We start from the raw sequence: 18,478 nt of genomic DNA, 5'->3' as shown, positions 1-18,478 counted from the left end.
GTAAAAAGGGCACTGCGTGTTCGGGCAGTGCCCTTTTCGCGCTTAGCGGAAGCGACCGACCTCGTCGTGCAACCCGGCAGCCAGTTCGTCCAGCTCCCTGGCGGTCTGCGCCAGGCTGGCCAGGGCGTGGCGCTGCTCGTCGTTGCTCTGGGCGATGCTCTGCAGGTTGCGGCTGAGCAGCTCGGCCGTCTGGCTCTGCTCCACCGCTGCGCTGCTGATGGCCGCGAACTGCTCGTCGGCAGAGGCCGTCTGGTCAGCGATGCGCTGCAGCACGTGCGCCACCTGGCCGTTGAGTTCCAGACCTCTCTCCATCAACGTGCGTGCCCGTTCCACGGTGCTTACCGCGGAGTCCGCCTCAGCCTGGATATTGCCGATCATCCCGGAGATCTCCTCGGTCGCCTCGCGGGTACGCCCGGCCAGGCTGCGCACCTCGTCGGCGACCACGGCGAAGCCACGGCCCTGGTCCCCGGCACGCGCCGCCTCGATGGCGGCGTTGAGCGCCAGCAGGTTGGTCTGCTCGGAAATCGCGGCGATGGTGCCGAGGATGCTGCCGATGTCCTGGGAGCGCTGGCCCAGGCGTCCGATGACCTGCGCGGTGTCTTCCAGCGAACCGGAAATCTGCTGCAGGGCGCCGGAAGCCTCACCCATGGTGCCCTGGCCGATGCGCGTCTGCTGGGCGTTGTCCTTGGCCAGCGTCTCGGTGGCGCGCATGTTGCCGGCGATGTCCGCCGACGTGGCGGAGAACTCCTCCACCGCCCCCGCCATCCCGGTCACCTCGCCGGCCTGCTGCTCGACCGAGCCGTGCGCGCCATTGGCCAGGTCCGCCACCAGGCGAGCGCGCTCGTCGACCCGCTGTGCGCTCTCGCGAATGCCCGAGACCATGTTCGACAGCGCTTGCGCCATGGCATTGAAGCTGCTGGCGAGGTCTCCGATCTCGTCACGCCGTTGCAGCGTCAGGCGCGCACTCAGATCGCCCTTGCCCAGCGCGCGCGCCTGTTCCACCAGCTCGCCCAGCGGGCTCAGGCGGCGGCTGACCAGCCAGACCAGGGCACCGATGGCGAGGACCAGGGCGATCAGACTGCCCAGTGCCAGTTCGCCACCGACCCGCCAGGTGACCGCGCGGATCTCGCTCTTCGGCAAGGTCGCGAGGATCTGCCAGGGGCCGTCCTCGAAGCGCGCGCCCACGCTATAGAAAGACTCACGACCGTCGCTCCAGTAGGCGCCGCTGCCCGGCGTAGCGAGCGGCCCCGACAATTGCTCGACCACCGTGGCCGGCTCGACCGGACGGGGTGGCGGCACCAGCCAGGCGCCTTTGTCGTCGAGCACCGCGACGAAACCGGACTGCCCCAGGCTCAGGCGGCCGAGCGACGCGAGGCGATCACGCTGCTCGTCGGTATAGTCGAAACCCACGAAAAGCACCGCGATGACCTGGCCCGAGGCATCCTTCACCGGCGTGTACTGGGTCATGTAGAGGCGTCCAAATAGCTGCGCGCGCCCTACGTAGCTGTCACCGGCCAGCAGCCGGGCATAGGCCGGATGGGCATGGTCCAGTTGCGTACCCACCGCCCGCGTGCCGTCCTCCTTGCTCAGCGAGGTCGTGACACGCACCAACTCGTCGCCATCGCGCACGAATACCGTGGCGACCCCGGCCGTCAACTCGCGGAACTCGTCAACCTGGGCATATTCACCGTTGAGGAGGGAATCCTGCAGATAGAGCGCCGGAGTCTGCCGGCCGGCGATCTGGATACGCGTACCGGTATCTAGACGCAGGCCGGCCGAGAAGCGCTTTTCGAAGAGCCCCGACAAGCGTTGCGTGCTGACCAGCAGACCATCGTGGAAGGTCTGCAATTGCTCGGCGACCAACCGCGCCTCGCTGCCGAGGTGTTGCTCGCGGGTCGTGAGGTTGCTGGTATCCAGCGAGCGCAATGCCCACAGGGTGCTCAGCGCCATGAGCAGAATCAGCAGGGCACTGAGGGTCAGCGCCAGTTGCAATGCAATGCGTGAACGGGGAGTGGCCATATGGTCACCAAAAAGGGGGGATGGGAACACCATAGTCTATCGGTCGGACCGGCCGGAAGTTGAGCGTGATGCTGGGCCTTTTAACACGGGGCGGGCTGCTAGAATGCGCGGCTCGTTTCACCCGGAAGCCGACCATGTCCCGTCTCAACCCCCGCCAGCAGGAAGCCGTGAACTACATCGGCGGACCGCTGCTCGTCCTGGCCGGCGCCGGTTCCGGCAAGACCAGCGTGATCACCCGGAAAATCGCCTACCTGATCCAGCAGTGCGGCATCCGTGCCCAGTACATCACCGCGGTGACCTTCACCAACAAGGCCGCGCGGGAGATGAAGGCGCGCGTCTCGACGCTGCTGCGCGGCAGCGAGGGCAAGGGGCTGACGGTCTCGACCTTTCACAACCTCGGACTGAACATCATTCGCCGCGAGTACGCCCACCTGGGCTACAAGCCCGGCTTCTCGATCTTCGACGAGGGCGACATCAAGTCGCTGCTTTCGGACATCATGCAGAAGGAATACGCCGGCGACGATGGCGTCGACGAGATCAAGAACTACATCGGCAACTGGAAGAACGACCTGATCCTCCCCGAGCAGGCGCTGGCCGAGGCGCGCGGCCCCAAGGAGCAGACCGCCGCGGTGGTCTACCTGCACTACCAGCGCACCCTCAAGGCGTTCAACGCGGTCGACTTCGACGACCTCATCCTGCAGCCGGTGAAGCTGTTCCAGGAGCACCCCGAGGTGCTGGAGAAGTGGCGCAACCGGGTGCGCTACATGCTGGTCGACGAATACCAGGACACCAACGCCAGCCAGTACCTGCTGGTGAAGCTGCTGGTCGCCGAGCGCGCGCAGTTCACCGTGGTCGGCGACGACGACCAGTCGATCTATGCCTGGCGCGGCGCACGGCCGGAAAACCTCATGCAGCTCAAGGAGGATTTTCCCTCGCTCAAGGTGGTGATGCTGGAGCAGAACTACCGCTCCACCAGCCGCATCCTCAAGTGCGCCAACGTGCTCATCGCCAACAACCCCCACGTCTTCGAGAAGCAACTGTGGAGCGAGATGGGCCACGGCGACCCGATCCGCGTGATCCGCTGCAAGAACGAGGACGCCGAGGCCGAGCGCATCGCCCTGGAAATCCTCACCCTGCACCTGAAGACCCAGCGCCCCTATTCGGACTTCGCCATCCTCTATCGCGGCAACCACCAGGCCAAGCTGATGGAGCTGAAACTGCAGCACCACCAGATTCCCTATCGCCTCTCCGGCGGCACCAGCTTCTTCGCCCGCCAGGAAGTGAAGGACCTGATGAGCTACTTCCGCCTGCTGGTGAATCCGGACGACGACAACGCCTACCTGCGGGTCATCAACGTCCCGCGCCGGGAGATCGGCTCCACCACCCTGGAGAAACTCGGTAACTACGCCACCGAGCGCAAGCTGTCGATGTACCAGGCGAGCGACGAGCTGGGCCTGGCCGAACACCTCGACGCGCGTTACACCGAGCGTCTGTCGCGCTTCAAGCGCTACATGGACCGGCTGCGCCAGCAGTGCGCCCAGGATGACCCCATCGCCGCCCTGCGTGGCATGGTCGCGGATATCGACTACGAGAACTGGATTCGCCAGAACACCAGCAGCGACAAGGCGGCGGACTTTCGCATCAGCAACGTCTGGTTCCTCGTCGAAGCCCTGAAGAACATCCTCGAACGCGACGAGGACGGCGGCATGACGATCGAGGAAGCCATCGCCAAGCTGGTTCTTCGCGACATGCTCGAGCGCCAGCAGGAGGAAGAGGAAGGGGCCGACGGCGTGCAGATGATGACCCTGCATGCCTCCAAGGGTCTGGAATTTCCCTACGTGTTCATCATGGGCATGGAGGAGGAAATCCTCCCGCACCGTTCCAGCATCGAGGCCGACAGCATCGAAGAGGAACGTCGCCTGGCCTACGTCGGCATCACCCGGGCGCGGCAGACCCTGGCCTTCACCTTCGCCAGCAAGCGCAAGCAGTACGGCGAGGTGATCGACTGCGCACCGAGCCGCTTCCTCGACGAACTGCCGCCGGACGACCTGGCCTGGGAAGGCCAGGAAGAAGCGCCCGTCGAGCAGAAAGCCGCGCGCGGCAACGATGCCCTGGCGGCGATGCGGGCGATGCTCAAGCGATAGTCAGCGTCTGTTCCGGCGATTGCCAAAACGCATGAGTAACCTTTCTTAAATTGCGGTCTATTGAACACAGGCCAATTGAAAGCGCCCGCTCTAGCAAGCGCTTTGAGTCATTTAAGGAGGACACCATGACCAAGGCTACCGCCCAGCAAGAACTGAAAAACGTCGAACGGATCCGCAGCAAGGCACAAGGTGCCGACGCCGCCGGCATCGAGCAGGCGCCGGCCATCGGCAAGGCGCTGAACACGCTGCTCGCCGATGTGTTCGCGCTGTACTTCAAGACCAAGAACTTCCACTGGCACATCGCCGGCCCGCACTTTCGCGAGTATCATCTGCTGCTCGACGACCAGGCCGCTCAGTTGTTCGCCATCGTCGACCCGATCGCCGAGCGCGCGCGCAAGATCGGCCAACCGTCGCTGCGCTCGGTAGAGCAGGTCGTCGCCAACAAGCGCCTGGCCAGCAGCGAGGCGGAAAGCCTCTCCGCGCAGGACATGCTCACCGAGCTGCACGCCGACAACCAGGCGCTGGCCGCCTACATGCGCAGCACCCACGAGCTGACCAGCGATGCGCGCGACGTGGCGACGACCAGCCTGCTGGAAGAGTGGATCGACCAGGCCGAAGAGCGCGCCTGGTTCCTGGCCCAGAGCATCGCTCGGGCCTGACAGAACGTCCCGAGGGAACGGCGGGCCTCGCCCACCGGAGCCCAAGCCTGATGAGGACGACCCAGCCCCGCCCCTGGCGGGGCTACTTTTTTTGCGCTGAGCAAAGCCGGGATATCCGTACCCGTTCCCCCGGCAGATCCCTACGAAGAGCCGAAAACCCGCTAGGAACCGGCGCCAGGCTGACGCCCGCGCAGCAGCGCCTCGATGAGCCGCCAGTAGTTCACCGGCAGCAGACGCTCGAGCAGCGATACCAGGCGTGCATCGCTGCCCACCAGCACCCGCGCGCGATCATCGGCGATCGCCTTGGCGATGATCTGTGCCGCGCGCTCGGCGGGCATTTTCAACAGCTTTTTCATCGCCCGCCGATGCTGCTCGACCTCCAGCGGATCGGCGCCCAGCGGCACCTTGGCACTGTCCGCGATGCGGGTCGCGACGCCCCCCGGATGCACCACCAGCAGGCTCACCGAACTCCCCTGCAGTTCGTGGCGCAAGGCGTTGCTGAAACCCCGCACGGCGAACTTGCTGGCGCTGTAGGCGGTCTGTCCCGGCGGCGCGATCAGCCCGTAGAGACTCGACAGGTTGACGATCTTCGTCGGCACCGGCTGCTCCCGCAGGATCGGCAGGAAGCCACGGCAGAGCTCGACCACGGCCTGGAAGTTGATGCGCATCAGCCAGTCGAAATCCTCGCTGGCGACCTGCTCGAAGGTGCCGCCGATGGCCACGCCGGCATTGTTCACCAGCAGATGCACGGCGCTGTGGGCTCGCATCACCTCCTCGGGCAGCCGTCGCACCGCCTCGGGCTCGGCGAGATCGACGACATGCAGGCTGACCCGCCGATCCCGCGCCGGCAAGGCCGCGGCGGTCTCGCCCAGACCGGCCTCGTCGCGATCCACCAGCGCCAGGTGGCAGCCCTCACGGGCCAGGCGTTCGGCCAGGGCGCGGCCGATGCCGCTGGCCGCGCCGGTAATGACGGCGACACGTTCGTCGAACTTCATGGCGCTACCTCCCCTCGGGCATGGATGTGCTGCAACACGCGTTGGGCGATGCGTGGTGCTTGCCGCCCGTCGATCTGGTGACGCAGGCCGAGCAGCGTTTCGTGGCGCGCCCCCGGAATCGCCTGGGCGGTCGCCTCGCCGCCGGACGGATGGACCATCAGGTCGCGATCGCCATGCAGTACCAGGCTCGGCGCCCGCACGCTGGCCAGCGCCGCGCCGCGGTCGGCGGACTTGAGAATGGCGCCGATCTGCCGGAACAGCGCGCGGGTATCGGCGCGCTCGCCGCTGCGCCGCCAGGCCAGCGCGGCGTATTCGGCCCACTGCGCCTCGATGTCCGGCACCTCGCGGTCACCGATGTGGCGCATCATCGCCGCGTAGCTCGCGATCGCCTCGGCCTCGCTGCGCGGCGCCCTGGCGCGCGCCATGCGCCAGAGGGTCGAGTAGGCCGGCTGGCCGATGCGCCGGGCGCCGGTGTTGGAGAAGATGGATACCAGCGAGGCGACGCGCTGCGGATGCCGGTAGGCCAGCACCTGGGCGATCATTCCGCCCATCGACATGCCCACCAGATGCGCCTGCGCGATACCCAGATGGTCGAGCAGCAGCGCCGTGTCATCGGCCATCTGCTCCAGGCCGTAGGCGCCCTGCGGCGCACGTCCGCGCAATTGCTGCCAGAGGTTCGGATGCGGCGTGGCGCAGCGCGAGGAGCGCCCGGCATCGCGGTTGTCGAAGCGGATCACGCGCAGCCCGGCCGCCAGCAACGGCTCGATCAACGCCGCCGGCCAGTAGCTCAGTTGCAGCCCCAGGCCGACCACCAGCAACAGCGCCGGCGCCTGCGCATCGCCATGCTCGGCGTAGCACAGGCGCTGGCCGTTGGGCAGCTCGGCGAAGCGTTCCTCGTACGGCATCAGGCTCATGCGCGAGCCTCCTGCGCCGTCGGCGGGAGAAACTCCAGCGCTGGATCGTCGACCCGCCCCTTGCGCAGCACCTTGACGTCGGCGGCGTAGTTCCAGGACATCGACCAGGGCTCGCGGCGCCCCTGCCGCGGCAACTGGTCAAGCGAGCGCTGCACGTAGCCGGCGCCGAAGTTGAGCAGCGGCTCGGTCTCCATCGCCGGATCGGCCCGAGGCGTGCAGACCGCGTACCCCTGCGCCTGCATGTAGTTCAGCAGGCGGGTGAAGTGCTCGCAGAGCAGGCCGATCTTCAGCGTCCAGGAGGAAGAGGTGTAGCCCACCGCAATGGCGAAGTTGGGCACCCCGCTGAGCAGCATGCCGCGGTAGGTGACGCACTCGGAGAGCGTCACGGGCTGACCGTCCAGGCGCGGGCGGATGCCGCCCAGCGGCAGCAGGTTCAACCCGGTGGCGGTGACGATGAGGTCCGCATCCAACTGCTCGCCCGAGCACAGCTCGATCCCGCCGGCGTTGAAACGCGCGATGCGCTCGGTGACCACCGACGCCCGCCCCGAGGAAATGACCTTGAACAGATCCCCGCCGGGGACCGCGCACAGCCGCTGCTCCCAGGGGTTGTAGGGCGGATTGAAGTGCGTGTCCACGGGATAACCGGGGGGCAGCATGCGCGCGTTCATGCGGCGAATGATCTTGCGGGCGCGCCGCGGGAAGCGCTGGCAGAAGGCATACACCCAGCGCTGCTTGGCGATGTTGAAGCGGCGCGTCAGGGCGAAGGCGAGGTCTTCCGGCAACCAGGGCCGCAGGCAGCGGGCGATGGGGTCCGCGGTCGGCACCGGCAGCACGTAGCTGGGGGTGCGCTGGAGCATGGTGACGTGCGCCGCGTGCTTGGCCAGCGCCGGCACCAGGGTCACCGCCGTGGCGCCGCTGCCGATCACCACCACGCGCTTGCCGGTGTAGTCCAACTCCTCCGGCCAGGCCTGCGGATGCACGATGCGCCCGGCGAAGTCCTCCTGGCCCGGAAAGCCCGGCGCGTAGCCCTGGTCGTAGCGGTAGTAACCGGCGGCGGCGAAGATCCAGCGCGCCTCGATGACCTGAGTCCGGCCATCGCTTTCCCGACGCAGGGTCACTCGCCAGCACTGGTGCTGGCTCGACCAGTCGCAATCGACCACCCGGTGGCCGAAACGGATCTTGTGGTCGATGCCGTTCTCCTGCGCGGTCTCGGCGATGTATGCCTTGATCGAGGCACCGTCGGCGATGGCCTTGTCCTCCTTCCACGGCTTGAAGTCGTAACCGAAGGTGTACAGGTCCGAGTCGGAGCGGATGCCCGGGTAGCGGAACAGGTCCCAGGTGCCACCCAGATCCGCGCGTGCCTCGACGATGGCGTAGGAGCGCTGCGGGCAGTGCTTCTGCAGGTGATAGGCGGCACCGATGCCGGAGATGCCGGCTCCGATGATCAGCACGTCTATGGCATCCCGCTCGGGTACGGGTGAATCGTTCATCGCTCGCGCCCTCATTGTGGCAACGGTTGTTGTCAGTTGAATATGGTTGTGACAACGCCTGTTGTCAATTGATAGGATCGCCCTCATGAACGACGCTCCCCCCATCGCCGCCAGCAAACGCCCCTATTCCGGGGTCGCGGCCAGCGAACGCGCGGCACTCAGGCGCCAGCGCTTCATCGAGGCGGGCATCGGGCTGTTCGGCGAGATCGGCTACCACGCCACCACCATGCGGGCGCTGACGGCCGCCAGCGGCCTGACCAACCGCTACTTCTACGAGTCCTTCGAGACCATGGAGGACCTGCTGGTCGCCTGCTACGAGCACCTGATGGATACCCACCGCGAGCATCTGCGCCAGGTGCTCGCGGCCACGCCGGGCGGGCTGCGCGAACAGGCCCGCGCCGGGCTCGACTGCTTCTTCGAGGCGATGAGCGACCCGCACTTCGCGCGCATCACCCACGCCGAGGTGCTTGGCGTCAGCCCCCGGGTGGACGAGTTGTACAACCGCCACATGGGCCTGTTCGCCGGTTTGATGATGGAGCACATCGCCCGCCACGGCGGCCCCCTCGCCGCCGCGGACCCGCGTGAGCTGGCCTTCGTCGGCGCCTCGCTGGCCGGCGCGGTCATCCATGCCGGCATCATGTGGGTGCGCAGCCGCTACGCCGCACCGCGCGAGGTGGTGGTCGCCGCGACCCTCAAGGTGCTCATCGGCACCCTGGAGCAATTACGCGGCTGATTGGCTCCCGGGGGTTCCGGGCGCTCAGGCGGCCAATCCGTTGAGCCATTCACGGGGGCTCTGGCCGACCTTGCGGCGAAATGCCCGGGACAGTGCGGAGGCGCTTTCGTAGCCCACCTCGTCGGCGATCAGGGCGATGGGACGCCCTTCGCGCAAGCGCTTCTGCACCAGGGCAATGCGCCAGGCGAGCAGATAATCCGCCGGCGTGCTGCCCACGACTTCATGGAAACGCGCAGCGAACCCGGCACGCGAGAGGTTGCAGGCTTGCGCCAGGCGCTCCACCGTCCACGCCTGTTGCGGCGCATCGTGCATCAGCGTCAGCGCCCGCGCCAGACGGGTATCGGCCAGGCCCGCCAGTAAGCCGGTAGAGAGTCCCTGGGTGTCCAGCAAATGGCGCAGCACCTGGATCAGGATCAATTCGAACAGACGATCGAGCACCGCGGCGCGGCCGCAGGCCTCGCCAAAGGCCTCGCGGAACAACCAGTCGAGGTTAGCGCTCATTTCCGGCAATGCCGCCAACGGCACCAGCAAGGGGCTTGGCAACGCCAGCGTCAGTGGATTCTCGTTCCCCCCCTCGAAGCCCAGCGAAGCGCAGACCACCTGCGCCTGATCCCGCGCATCGGCATGCAAGGCATGGGCAGTCGGGCGGCAGAAGAGGATGAGGGTCGGTTCGTCGATCAGGTATTCGCGGCGGCTGTCCGCCGCCAGCCGCAGCCGCCCTGCGCGTAACAGGTGAAGATGTCCACGGCCGTCTTCTCCCTCGTTGGCCGCGCTGCCACACAGTCCGCCACTGTAGTAGGTACTGGCCCGCAGGCTGAAGTGGCCCAGCAAGGCGGAAAGGCGATCCATGGTCATCTCCAATTTTTTGGACGATCTGCACGATAGTCTCGACGATTAGACACCATATGGAAAGCCCGTAGGCAGATCATCTCTCTCGACGCTGGCGCACAGTCCAGCCTTGAGCCGATCATCCAGGAGTACCACCATGAGCCGCATCGCCCCCCTTTCCATCGAGCAAGCCCCCGACGCCGCCCGCGCCTCGCTGGCCGCTATCCAGAAGAGTTTTGGCCGGGTACCCAACGCCCTGGCCACACTGGCCAACGCCCCGGCCGCCCTCAACGGCTATCTGGCGCTGACCCAGGCTCTGGCCAAGAACTCTCTCAGCCCACGACAACGGGAAACCGTCGCCCTGGCCGCCTCCGAAGTGAACGGCTGTGACTATTGCCTGGCCGCACACTCGCTGTCCGGCAGCAAGGCCGGACTCGACCCGCAGAGCCTGGAACAGGCACGCCGCGGTAACCTGGATGGCCTTGCCCGTTTCGCCCGCCAGGTGACCCAGAGCCGCGGCCAGGTGAGCGACGCGCAGCTGGAGGACGCCCGCGCCGCCGGCTTGAGCGATGCCCAGGTGGTGGACGTGATCGCACAGATCGCCCTGCTGACGCTGACCAACTACCTCAACAACGTTGCCCGTACCGAGCTAGACTTCCCGGCGGTGGCGCCCCTCGAGGAGGTGTCGGCATGAGCGCCCAGGTATACACCGCGCCGGGCTGCCCGTTCTGCGTGCAGGCCAAGGCACTGCTCTCGCGCCGCGGGGTGAGCTTCAGCGAGATCGACGTCGGCACCGACCCCGCGCAGCGTGCTGCCCTGGTGGCCCGCAGCGGGCGCCGTACGGTGCCGCAGATCTACCTCGACGGACACCATGTTGGCGGCTTCGATGAGCTGCTGGCACTCGACCGCGCGGGAGGCCTGAATCCCTGAGCAACCATCGTCGTTTAGTACCCGCCCAAATTGGCGCGCATGGACGCTTCGAGCAGCCGCGGCGCCGGCAGGGTCGCGTCCCGCGCCCGGCGCGCGGCAACGAAGTCCGCCTCGGACACGCCCTCATGCACATGGATGTTGCCCGCACGCTGCTCAGCCACGCTGCATTCGGCGATCGGCGCTCGCTCGCCGGGCGGGTAGTCATGGCACAGGCGCAGACGGGTATTCCCCGGCAGATCGAGCAGGCGGCCAATGGAGCGGTAGAGCGCCCGCGCGTCGCCGCCGGGAAAGTCGCAGCGGGCGGTACCGACGTCCGGTGGGAACAGCGTATCGCCGACGAACACCACCTCGTCGTCGACCAGGAAGGCGAGGTCGGCCGGCGTATGCCCCGGCACGGCCAACGCCTGGACGCGCAACGGGCCGACGTGAAACACCTCGTCGTCGCCGAACAAATGGTCGTAAGGCAGTCCGTGGAACGGCCCGTAGCGCCCTGCCAACGCCTCACGCACCTCCAGCACCCGAGCGCTGATGCCGATGCGCCCGCCGAGTCGGTCGCGCAGGTAGCTCGCGGCGGACAGGTGGTCGGCATGCACATGGGTTTCCAGCAGCCACTCCAACTGCAGGCCATGGTGCTGGATGTAGGCCAGCACCTCGTCGGCCATCAGAGTCTCGCTGCGCCCGCTGGCCGGGTCATAGCCGAGCACCGCATCGACCACGGCGCACGGCGCATGGCCCTCGGCGTGCAGCACATGGGTGAAGGTCGAGGTGACGGGATCGAAGAACGAGCGGACCGCGACGGCCATGGAGCCTCCTCAAGCAAACAGATGGGTGACACTGCGCGCGCCCAGGGCGATGGCGACGCCTGCGGCCAGCAGCGCGAAGCCCAGTTGCAGCGCCCGCGGCGAGAGCCGTGGCGCCAGCCCCCGTGCGGCGAGCATGCCGAGCACGCAGGCCAGGATGAACGCCAGGCCGTCGAAGGACAGCGTCACCCCGGCATGCACGGCCTGGCCGACGCCGGCCAGGGACACCAGCGCAATGACCGCCAGCGAGGTGGCGACCACGCCCTGCATGCCCAGCTCGCAGTAGCGGCGCATGCACGGCACGATGAGAAACCCGCCACCCACGCCGAGCATGCCGCTGAGCAGCCCCGCCACGCCACCGATGGCGCCGAAGTGCAGGAAGCAGCTCGGCGTCCAGCAGAAGCGCCCATCGGCCAGCAGGCGGCAGGGCTTGGCTGACGCCGGGCCCTGGGGACTACTTTCCGGGGCGAGCACCTGTGCGCCCTGGCGCAGGGCACTGAACATCAGCACCAGGCTGAACGCCAGCATCAGCGCATCCCCTGACAGCGCCCGGGCCAGGTAGCCGCCCAGTACCGCGGTGAACATGCCGACGGCGGCCATGCACAGCGCCGCGCGATAGCGCACCAGGCCCCGCCGCAGGCCGTCTAGGCTGCCGAGCAGGGCCGAGCTGGCGATCGCCAGCAACCCCAGCGGCACCGCCTGGCTCGGCGCCAGGCCCAGGCCCAGGGTCAGCGCCGGCACCGCCAGCACACCGCCACCGGCGCCGGTCAAACCCATGCCCAGGCCAACCACCGTGCCTGCGACGGCGGCGAACAGCGCGGCGTCCGGCATCGCGCGTCAGTAGCTCTTGTACGGCAGGAACTTGCCGGACAGCACCACATTGACGCGATCGCCCTTCGGGTCGGCCTCGCGCTGGATGTCCATGGAGAAGTCGATCGCGCTCATGATGCCGTCGCCGAACTCCTCGTGGATCAGCTCCTTGATGGTGCTGCCGTAGACGTTGACGATCTCGTACCAGCGGTAGATCAGCGGATCGGTCGGCACCGCGCTGGGCAGCGAGCCCTTGTAGGGCACGATCTGCAGCCAGGCGATCGCCTCGTCGCTGAGGCCGAACAGCTTGCCGAGGGTCTCGGCCTGGGGCTTGTCGAAGGCCATCTGGCCGAGCAGCCCGGCGGTGGTCCACTCCTTGCTCTTGCCGATCGCCTCGGCAGCCTGGCTCCACTTGATGCCCTGGGTGACCTTGGCGGCCAGGATCATCTGGGTGACTTGTACGCGGTCGCTAATCATCGTTCGATTCCTCGGTTGGACTGGGTTCAGACAGCATGGATGCGACGCAGCGGCTGCAGCGTCTGCGGATCGGGGGGCGGTGGCGGATCGCTCTCGTCAAGGCCGGGGCGGACGATCAGCGGCTGGTCGCCGATGCAGCCCTCCTCACCCTGCTGGATGCTCCGCGAGCGGCGCACGAGGAAATCCACCAGGTGGTTGCGGATGCGGTAGAACTGCGGGTCGTGGTGGATGGTTTCGCGGCTGCGCTCGCGCGGCAGGGTGTTGATCACGATCTCGGCGATGCGCGCCTGGGGACCGTTGCTCATCAGCATCACCTTGTCGGCGAGGAGGATCGCCTCGTCGACGTCATGGGTGATCATGAACACGGTCTGTCGGGTCGCCTGGCAGATCTTCACCAGTTCGTCCTGGATCACCCCGCGGGTCAGCGCGTCCAGCGCGCCGAAGGGCTCGTCCATCAACAGCATCTTCGGCTCGACGGCGAAGGCGCGGGCGATGCCGACGCGCTGCTTCATGCCGCCGGAGAGCTCCGCCGGTTTCTTCTGCGCGGCGGCGCTCAGGCCGACCATGTCGATGAAACGCGCGCCGTGCTTGGCGATCTGCCGCCGCGACCATTGCGGATGGCGCGACTTCACCGCGAAGGCGATGTTCTGCTCCACCGTCAGCCAGGGCATCAGCGCGTGCCCCTGGAACACCACCCCACGCTCCAGGCTCGGCCCGGTGACCTCCTTGCCGGCCATCACCACCGCCCCGCCACTGGACTGTTCCAGCCCGGCGAGAACGTTGAGGATGGTGCTCTTGCCGCAGCCGGAATGGCCGATCACGCAGACGAACTCGCCCTGTTCCAATTGGAAATTGATGTTCTCGAACACCGCCGGCTGGCCCGCCAGGTAACGCTTGCTCAGGCCTTCGACCTTGAGGAAGGGCTTAGTCGACATAGGTCACCTTCTTCTGCAGTTGTGCAAAGAGCAGATCGAGCAGCATCCCGATCAGACCGATCATCAGGACCGCGAAGATCACGTTGGCCAGCGACAGGTTGTTCCATTCGTTCCAGACGAAATAGCCGATGCCGGTGCCACCGATGAGCATTTCCGCGGCGACGATGACCAGCCAGGCGATGCCCATGGAGATGCGCATACCGGTGACGATGGTCGGCGCGGCGGCCGGCAGGATCACGCACAGGGCCTTGCGCAGCGGCGACACCTCCAGCGTGCGCGCCACGTTCAGCCAGTCCTTGCGCACCCCGGCGACGCCGAACGCGGTGTTGATCAGCATCGGCCAGATGGAACAGATGAAGATCACGAATACCGCGGAAACCGACGCGTCGCGAATGGTATAGAGCGCGATCGGCATCCAGGCCAGCGGCGAGATCGGCTTGAGCACCTGGATGAACGGATTGAACGCCTGGTACAGCAGCGGCGACATACCGATCAGAAAGCCCAGCGGGATCGCCACCAGCAGTGCGATCAGGTAGCCCAGCGCCACCCGCCCGAGGGAGTGGGCGAGCTGGATGCCGATACCCTTGTCGTTCGGCCCGCGGTCGTAGAACGGCTCGCTCAGTTGCTGGCCGGCCAGGGCGAAGAACTGTGCCGGGGTGGGAAAGCCGTCCTGCTTCGGTGCCTCGGCGCTGTGGCCCATCAGCGCCGCGTACTCGGCGTCGGCGGCACTCAGTTCTGCGGATTGCCCGCTACTGTGGGTCGCGGCCTGCCAGACCAGCAGCAAAACGGCGAGCAACAGCAGCGACAGCAGTGCGGCCTTGAAGCGCAGTTGTGGATTCATCGCGGCCTCCTCAGGCGTGGCGGATGGCGAACTCGCCCAGGTAGGCGTCCGGGTCGCTGGGATCGTAGGGGCGGCCCATGACCTCGAATGGCTTGTAGCCGCTGGCCGGCTGCGCCTCCGCCTCGGCCATGCCCAGCGCGGCCATCTGCCGGCGCGCATCCGTGAGCAGGAACACCTGTTCGGCCAGAGTGTTGTAGTCGACGTCGGCCTTCACATAGCCCCAACGCTTCATCTGCGTGAGCATCCAGGTGGCCATGGAGTACCAAGGCATCGGGTCGAAGCCCGAACGCTCCGGCTCGTTGCGCACCTCGCCCAGGCCGTCGGCGAAGCGCCCGGAAAGCGCCTGGAGGATCACCGTCTCCGGCTGGTTGAGGTAGTTCGGCGTGGCAATGGCCTTGGCAATGGTGGGCAACTGGCTCTTGTCCTGGGCCATGGCAGCGGCTTCGAGAATTGCCCGGTAGAGCGCCGCGAAGGTGTTCGGATGGGCCTTGATGAAGGCCTCCGAGACGCCGAACGAACAACACGGGTGGCCGTCCCAGAGGTCCTTGGAGAGCACGTGGATGAAGCCGATCTGGTCGTACACCGCACGCTGGTTGAACGGCTCCGGGCCGAAGAATCCGTCGATATTGCCGGCGCGCAGGTTGGCGATCATCTCTGCCGGCGGGGTGACTCGCAGTTGCACGTCGCGGTCCGGATCGAGGCCGTGTTCGGCGAGGTAGTAGCGCAACAGGAAGTTGTGCATCGAGTACTCGAACGGAATGGCGAACTTGAAGCCCTTCCAGTTCTTCGGGTCGCGATTGGCCTTGTGCTTGAGCGCCAGCACGATGGCTTGGCCGTTGATGTTCTGGATGGTGGCCACGCGCATCGGCTGCGGGCTGGAGCCCAGACCCATGCTGATCGCAAGCGGCATCGGCGCGAGCATGTGCGAGGCGTCCAGCTCGCCGTTGAGCATGTTGTCGCGCACCAGCGCCCAGCCGGCGGTCTTCTGCAGGCTCACCGACAGCCCCTGCTTGCGATACAGCCCCAGCGGGTCAGCCATGATCAGCGGCGTGGCGCAGTTGATCGGGATGAAGCCGATCTTCAGATCGCTCTTCTCCAGCGGGCCGCGCTCGTCAGCCATCGCCTGCAGCGAGCCGAGCGGCAGCACACTGGAGATCGCCGCCATCGCGGTGCTGGCGCCCACCGCCTGGAGAAAGCGGCGGCGCGTCACGTCATTGGGAAACAGCGCGCGCACCGCGGCCGCCTCGACGAAATCCCGCGACAGGCGCTCGCTGTCGCGCAGGCGTGCCTGGCGTTCGGCCTGGTCGTGTTCCTCGGCGCTGGCGTGTTTGCCGCAAGCGCAACCCGTGAGGGTGGTGTGCCTGGAATAGGGGCGGAAGACATTCTCGTCGCTCACTCGGGTACCCTCCTGTGGGTCATGCATTCATGCCGCAGCGGCGCGTCCGACGCGCAACGTTGCGAGGTTCACACCATTCAGCCGCTGCTCCATGAGCAGCAGGCCCGTGCTTTGCTCCACCACGTGCCAGTGCCCTTCGGCGCGCGGCAGGCCCTGCAGCACGATGGGCAGCGAGGTGGACTTGAGGCGAATCAGCGGAGCGCTGTGGCGGTACTCGGCGCCCGTCTCGCCGGCGATGTGCGCGGCGATGGCGCGAGCCTGGCGGGCGATCGGCTCGATGAAACGACAGGGCACTCCGTCCAGGCTGATGCAGTCGCCCAGCGCGTAGACGTCCGCGTCGCTGGTCTGCAGCGTCGCCGGATCGACGGCGATGCCGCGGGCGAACGCCAGGCCCGCCAGGCGTGCCAGGCGCGGCTCGGTAACCAGGCCGGTGGCGGCGATCACCTGGTCGACCTCCAACTGCTGGCCGCAGTGGGTGGTCAGGCGCTTGCGGCCATCGGCCAGTGCGACCAGCGAGGCGACTTCCACGCCACCGCGCCAGTCGATGCCGAGCTGCTCCTGGGCAGCACGCAGGCGCTGGGCCGCGACCTCGGGCAGCAGTGCGGCGAGTGGCTGCGCTTGGCGGTCGAGCAGGCTGACACGATGCCCGGCGCGTGCCAGGTCCTCGGCGATCTCGCAGCCGATCATCCCGCCGCCGATCACCGCCACCTGCTGCCCGCCGCGCTCGGCCAGGCGCGCCTGCAGCGCGGCCCAGCCCTGCAGGTGATTGACCCGCCAGCAGAGCGCCGCGGGCAGGGCCTTCGGCAACGCGGCGCGCGCGCCCTGGGCCAGCACCAGACGGGTGTAGTGCAGGTTGCCGCGGGTGGTCCGCAACTGGTGCAGGCGTGGCGACAGGCCGACCGCGAAGGTCTCCGGCAACAGGCGCACACCCAATCGTCGCGCGGCATCGACGGCGCGCTCGCGCACCAGGCTGGCTGCATCCTGCCCGCGGCTCAGGGCCACGGACAACTCCGGCTTGTGGTACAGGTCGCCCTTGCAGGCGCTCACCAGGGTGATCGGTGTGCGCTCGTCGAGGGCGCGAATGGCCTCGACCACCGACCAGCCGGCGAGTCCGCCACCGACCACCACGATGCCGGTCTCCTGCACGCCCACCGGCATCGCCACCGCGCTGGCCGGCTCGCGCATCACGTAGGGTTCGAAGTCGAGCTTGGTGACGCCGCACAGCGGGCACTCCCAGTCGTCGGGAATGTCCTCGAAGCGGGTGCCGGGTGCCAGCCCGCTGTCGGGGTCGCCCAGGGCTTCGTCGTAGATCAGCCCGCAGGCGCGGCAGATGAACTGTCGCCAGGCTCGGGTCGTGGCGCTCATGCTGGCTGCGCCTCCTGCATCAGGCGGTTCATCTGGTAGCGCAGGTGCTTGATTGCCGGGGTGACGATCGCCACGAAGTGCGCCTCGCGGATGCGCCGCTGCGGCCCGGCGCTGAGCAGATAGCCCCGCGCGCCCTGGTGCAGCAGCGCCGACTGGGTCGCGCGCAGGGCCAGCTCGGCGCCCTGCACGCGGGCATCGAGCACATCGAGGAGGAAGTCCTTGCTGGTCTCGTAGGGCGTGCGCACCAGCCCGGCAACGCGCTCGCCCAGCTCGTCGAACTCGGCCTGGAGGACCTCGGGGCGATCATGCAGGAACTGGTTGACGTGCCCGAGCACCGGCTCGACCTCGCGCATCGCATCCAGACTGGCCTGCACCAGCCCGGTGGCCATCCCCACCTGCAGCAGGATGAAGGCCGCGCGCACGCGCTCGACGAAGGGTCCGGCGGGATCGGCGATGAGCTGATCCTCGCCGATGAAGTGCTCGGTCAGGCGAATGCCCCAGGTGCTGGTGCCCTCCATGCCGGAGAATTCCGGACAGGGACGCAACTCGACGCGCTCATCCAGATCGAGCAGGAACATGATCTCGTGGGAGCGACTGCCATCGCCGCGCAGCACGCTGGCAATGGCGCCGCAATACTGCCCGCTGGCGATGTGACTGACCCAGGGCAGCGAACCGCTGACCCGGTAGCCGCCGGGCACCGTCTGCGCCCGCAGCAGCATCGGCTCGATCCCGGCCATCGCCTTCATCGGGTTGGACAGGGCAGTGCCGCCGAAGCTGCGGCCCTCGACGTGTCCGCCCAGGCGCGCCAGCAGCGCCGGGTTGCCGGACTGCTCCAGATACAAGCCGCAGACGTTGTGGCACCAGGCGAGGAAGCCCGTCGAACCGCAGCTGCGGGCGATCTCGCCGGTGGCCGCCAGGGCCTGGCCGAAGTCGGCGCCATTGCACTCCAGGTGGGCGCCGAAAGCGCCGGCCCGGGCCAGGTTCGCCATGATCTCCAGCGGGTAATGGCCATGGTCGATGCGATTGGCGGCCTCGGCCAGCGGGCCGCGGGCAATCGCCGACACCCGCTCGAGCAGGGAGGGTTCGTTCGCGCCGGGGGCGAACCCGGCGATGGAGGCGGCAACGCTGTTCATGGCGGTCTC

General features: G+C 67.5%; 18 protein-coding genes and 1 pseudogene. 5 read left to right on the top strand and 14 right to left on the bottom strand.

The annotated features are described in order from the left end of the window. Positions 1–42 precede the first annotated feature (42 nt). Entirely contained in the window at positions 43–765 is a 723-nt protein-coding gene (locus ACYRGX_RS04170; RefSeq protein WP_473056630.1) for a methyl-accepting chemotaxis protein, read from the bottom strand. Between the two features lie 132 nt (positions 766–897). Next, positions 898–1,950 (bottom strand): annotated as a pseudogene (locus ACYRGX_RS04165) (Cache 3/Cache 2 fusion domain-containing protein); the annotation flags it as partial. Positions 1,951–2,153: 203 nt separating this feature from the next. Between ACYRGX_RS04165 and rep the strand changes: the two are divergent. Next, positions 2,154–4,163, top strand: coding sequence for a DNA helicase Rep (gene rep / locus ACYRGX_RS04160; protein WP_473055355.1), 2,010 nt, complete (start codon positions 2,154–2,156; stop codon positions 4,161–4,163). A gap of 125 nt (positions 4,164–4,288) precedes the next feature. After that, on the top strand, positions 4,289–4,822 hold the full coding sequence (locus ACYRGX_RS04155) for a Dps family protein (protein ID WP_473055354.1): 534 nt from the start codon (positions 4,289–4,291) through the stop codon (positions 4,820–4,822). A gap of 161 nt (positions 4,823–4,983) precedes the next feature. On the opposite strand, the gene ACYRGX_RS04150 is transcribed toward ACYRGX_RS04155, so the two are convergent. Genes ACYRGX_RS04150 through ACYRGX_RS04140 form a run of 3 tightly spaced genes read right to left on the bottom strand, consistent with a single transcriptional unit; the run spans position 4,984 to position 8,221 of the window. Continuing rightward, positions 4,984–5,817, bottom strand: coding sequence for an SDR family NAD(P)-dependent oxidoreductase (locus tag ACYRGX_RS04150; RefSeq protein ID WP_473055353.1), 834 nt, complete (start codon positions 5,815–5,817; stop codon positions 4,984–4,986). Next, a complete protein-coding gene (locus tag ACYRGX_RS04145; RefSeq protein WP_473055352.1) occupies positions 5,814–6,731 on the bottom strand; it encodes an alpha/beta fold hydrolase in 918 nt (305 codons plus the stop codon). Before ACYRGX_RS04145 ends, ACYRGX_RS04150 begins: the two co-directional genes overlap by 4 nt. Then, a complete protein-coding gene (locus ACYRGX_RS04140; RefSeq protein WP_473055351.1) occupies positions 6,728–8,221 on the bottom strand; it encodes a flavin-containing monooxygenase in 1,494 nt (497 codons plus the stop codon). The genes ACYRGX_RS04145 and ACYRGX_RS04140 overlap by 4 nt, the downstream gene beginning before the upstream one ends. 85 nt (positions 8,222–8,306) lie before the next feature. Between ACYRGX_RS04140 and ACYRGX_RS04135 the strand changes: the two genes are divergently transcribed. Next, a complete protein-coding gene (locus tag ACYRGX_RS04135) occupies positions 8,307–8,954 on the top strand; it encodes a TetR/AcrR family transcriptional regulator (protein WP_473055350.1) in 648 nt (215 codons plus the stop codon). A gap of 24 nt (positions 8,955–8,978) precedes the next feature. Here ACYRGX_RS04135 and ACYRGX_RS04130 read toward each other — a convergent pair whose 3' ends face one another. Next, a complete protein-coding gene (locus ACYRGX_RS04130) occupies positions 8,979–9,803 on the bottom strand; it encodes an AraC family transcriptional regulator (RefSeq protein ID WP_473055349.1) in 825 nt (274 codons plus the stop codon). Positions 9,804–9,939: 136 nt separating this feature from the next. Between ACYRGX_RS04130 and ACYRGX_RS04125 the strand changes: the two genes are divergently transcribed. After that, positions 9,940–10,476, top strand: a complete 537-nt coding sequence (locus ACYRGX_RS04125) for a carboxymuconolactone decarboxylase family protein (RefSeq protein WP_473055348.1) — start codon at positions 9,940–9,942, stop codon at positions 10,474–10,476. Then, positions 10,473–10,712: a glutaredoxin 3 gene (gene grxC / locus ACYRGX_RS04120; RefSeq protein WP_473055347.1), complete on the top strand. Its 240-nt coding sequence runs from the start codon at positions 10,473–10,475 to the stop codon at positions 10,710–10,712. The genes ACYRGX_RS04125 and grxC overlap by 4 nt, the downstream gene beginning before the upstream one ends. A gap of 14 nt (positions 10,713–10,726) precedes the next feature. Here the strand turns inward: grxC and ACYRGX_RS04115 are convergent, their stop codons facing one another. The 8 genes from ACYRGX_RS04115 to ACYRGX_RS04080 are packed head-to-tail and all read right to left on the bottom strand — an operon-like array spanning position 10,727 to position 18,469. After that, the gene (locus ACYRGX_RS04115) at positions 10,727–11,515 is read right to left on the bottom strand and encodes an MBL fold metallo-hydrolase (RefSeq protein ID WP_473055346.1); all 789 of its coding nucleotides are present in this window, start codon (positions 11,513–11,515) and stop codon (positions 10,727–10,729) included. A 9-nt stretch (positions 11,516–11,524) separates the two neighbouring features. Next, a complete protein-coding gene (locus ACYRGX_RS04110; RefSeq protein ID WP_473055345.1) occupies positions 11,525–12,343 on the bottom strand; it encodes a sulfite exporter TauE/SafE family protein in 819 nt (272 codons plus the stop codon). Positions 12,344–12,349: 6 nt separating this feature from the next. Then, positions 12,350–12,799: a cyanase gene (cynS, locus tag ACYRGX_RS04105; RefSeq protein WP_473055344.1), complete on the bottom strand. Its 450-nt coding sequence runs from the start codon at positions 12,797–12,799 to the stop codon at positions 12,350–12,352. Between the two features lie 26 nt (positions 12,800–12,825). Beyond that, positions 12,826–13,734 carry an ABC transporter ATP-binding protein gene (locus ACYRGX_RS04100; RefSeq protein WP_473055343.1) on the bottom strand — a complete coding sequence of 303 codons (909 nt, stop codon included), beginning with the start codon at positions 13,732–13,734 and terminating at the stop codon, positions 12,826–12,828. Next, entirely contained in the window at positions 13,724–14,575 is an 852-nt protein-coding gene (gene ntrB, locus ACYRGX_RS04095; RefSeq protein ID WP_473055342.1) for a nitrate ABC transporter permease, read from the bottom strand. Before ntrB ends, ACYRGX_RS04100 begins: the two co-directional genes overlap by 11 nt. A 10-nt stretch (positions 14,576–14,585) precedes the next feature. Continuing rightward, positions 14,586–15,971, bottom strand: coding sequence for a CmpA/NrtA family ABC transporter substrate-binding protein (locus ACYRGX_RS04090; protein ID WP_473055341.1), 1,386 nt, complete (start codon positions 15,969–15,971; stop codon positions 14,586–14,588). 27 nt (positions 15,972–15,998) lie between these two features. Beyond that, on the bottom strand, positions 15,999–17,336 hold the full coding sequence (locus ACYRGX_RS04085; protein WP_473055340.1) for an FAD-dependent oxidoreductase: 1,338 nt from the start codon (positions 17,334–17,336) through the stop codon (positions 15,999–16,001). Continuing rightward, on the bottom strand, positions 17,333–18,469 hold the full coding sequence (locus tag ACYRGX_RS04080; protein WP_473055339.1) for an acyl-CoA dehydrogenase family protein: 1,137 nt from the start codon (positions 18,467–18,469) through the stop codon (positions 17,333–17,335). Before ACYRGX_RS04080 ends, ACYRGX_RS04085 begins: the two co-directional genes overlap by 4 nt. Positions 18,470–18,478 lie beyond the last annotated feature (9 nt).

Source organism: Pseudomonas sp. R4-15, assembly GCF_055768815.1.
The sequence above is the reverse complement of the archived record's forward strand: the minus strand, read 5'-3'. Positions and strand labels throughout refer to the sequence as shown.

What these genes read in the sequence shown, in the direction of transcription:
- ACYRGX_RS04115 (WP_473055346.1), bottom strand. Translation starts at nt 11,515, where the DNA reads ATGGCCGTCGCGGTCCGCTCGTTCTTCGATCCCGTCACCTCGACCTTC.
- ACYRGX_RS04170 (WP_473056630.1), bottom strand. Translation starts at nt 765, where the DNA reads ATGGCGGGGGCGGTGGAGGAGTTCTCCGCCACGTCGGCGGACATCGCC.
- ACYRGX_RS04145 (WP_473055352.1), bottom strand. Translation starts at nt 6,731, where the DNA reads ATGAGCCTGATGCCGTACGAGGAACGCTTCGCCGAGCTGCCCAACGGC.
- ACYRGX_RS04085 (WP_473055340.1), bottom strand. Translation starts at nt 17,336, where the DNA reads ATGAGCGCCACGACCCGAGCCTGGCGACAGTTCATCTGCCGCGCCTGC.
- ntrB (WP_473055342.1), bottom strand. Translation starts at nt 14,575, where the DNA reads ATGAATCCACAACTGCGCTTCAAGGCCGCACTGCTGTCGCTGCTGTTG.
- grxC (WP_473055347.1), top strand. Translation starts at nt 10,473, where the DNA reads ATGAGCGCCCAGGTATACACCGCGCCGGGCTGCCCGTTCTGCGTGCAG.
- ACYRGX_RS04125 (WP_473055348.1), top strand. Translation starts at nt 9,940, where the DNA reads ATGAGCCGCATCGCCCCCCTTTCCATCGAGCAAGCCCCCGACGCCGCC.
- rep (WP_473055355.1), top strand. Translation starts at nt 2,154, where the DNA reads ATGTCCCGTCTCAACCCCCGCCAGCAGGAAGCCGTGAACTACATCGGC.
- ACYRGX_RS04080 (WP_473055339.1), bottom strand. Translation starts at nt 18,469, where the DNA reads ATGAACAGCGTTGCCGCCTCCATCGCCGGGTTCGCCCCCGGCGCGAAC.
- ACYRGX_RS04130 (WP_473055349.1), bottom strand. Translation starts at nt 9,803, where the DNA reads ATGGATCGCCTTTCCGCCTTGCTGGGCCACTTCAGCCTGCGGGCCAGT.
- ACYRGX_RS04100 (WP_473055343.1), bottom strand. Translation starts at nt 13,734, where the DNA reads ATGTCGACTAAGCCCTTCCTCAAGGTCGAAGGCCTGAGCAAGCGTTAC.
- ACYRGX_RS04110 (WP_473055345.1), bottom strand. Translation starts at nt 12,343, where the DNA reads ATGCCGGACGCCGCGCTGTTCGCCGCCGTCGCAGGCACGGTGGTTGGC.
- ACYRGX_RS04150 (WP_473055353.1), bottom strand. Translation starts at nt 5,817, where the DNA reads ATGAAGTTCGACGAACGTGTCGCCGTCATTACCGGCGCGGCCAGCGGC.
- ACYRGX_RS04140 (WP_473055351.1), bottom strand. Translation starts at nt 8,221, where the DNA reads ATGAACGATTCACCCGTACCCGAGCGGGATGCCATAGACGTGCTGATC.
- cynS (WP_473055344.1), bottom strand. Translation starts at nt 12,799, where the DNA reads ATGATTAGCGACCGCGTACAAGTCACCCAGATGATCCTGGCCGCCAAG.
- ACYRGX_RS04155 (WP_473055354.1), top strand. Translation starts at nt 4,289, where the DNA reads ATGACCAAGGCTACCGCCCAGCAAGAACTGAAAAACGTCGAACGGATC.
- ACYRGX_RS04135 (WP_473055350.1), top strand. Translation starts at nt 8,307, where the DNA reads ATGAACGACGCTCCCCCCATCGCCGCCAGCAAACGCCCCTATTCCGGG.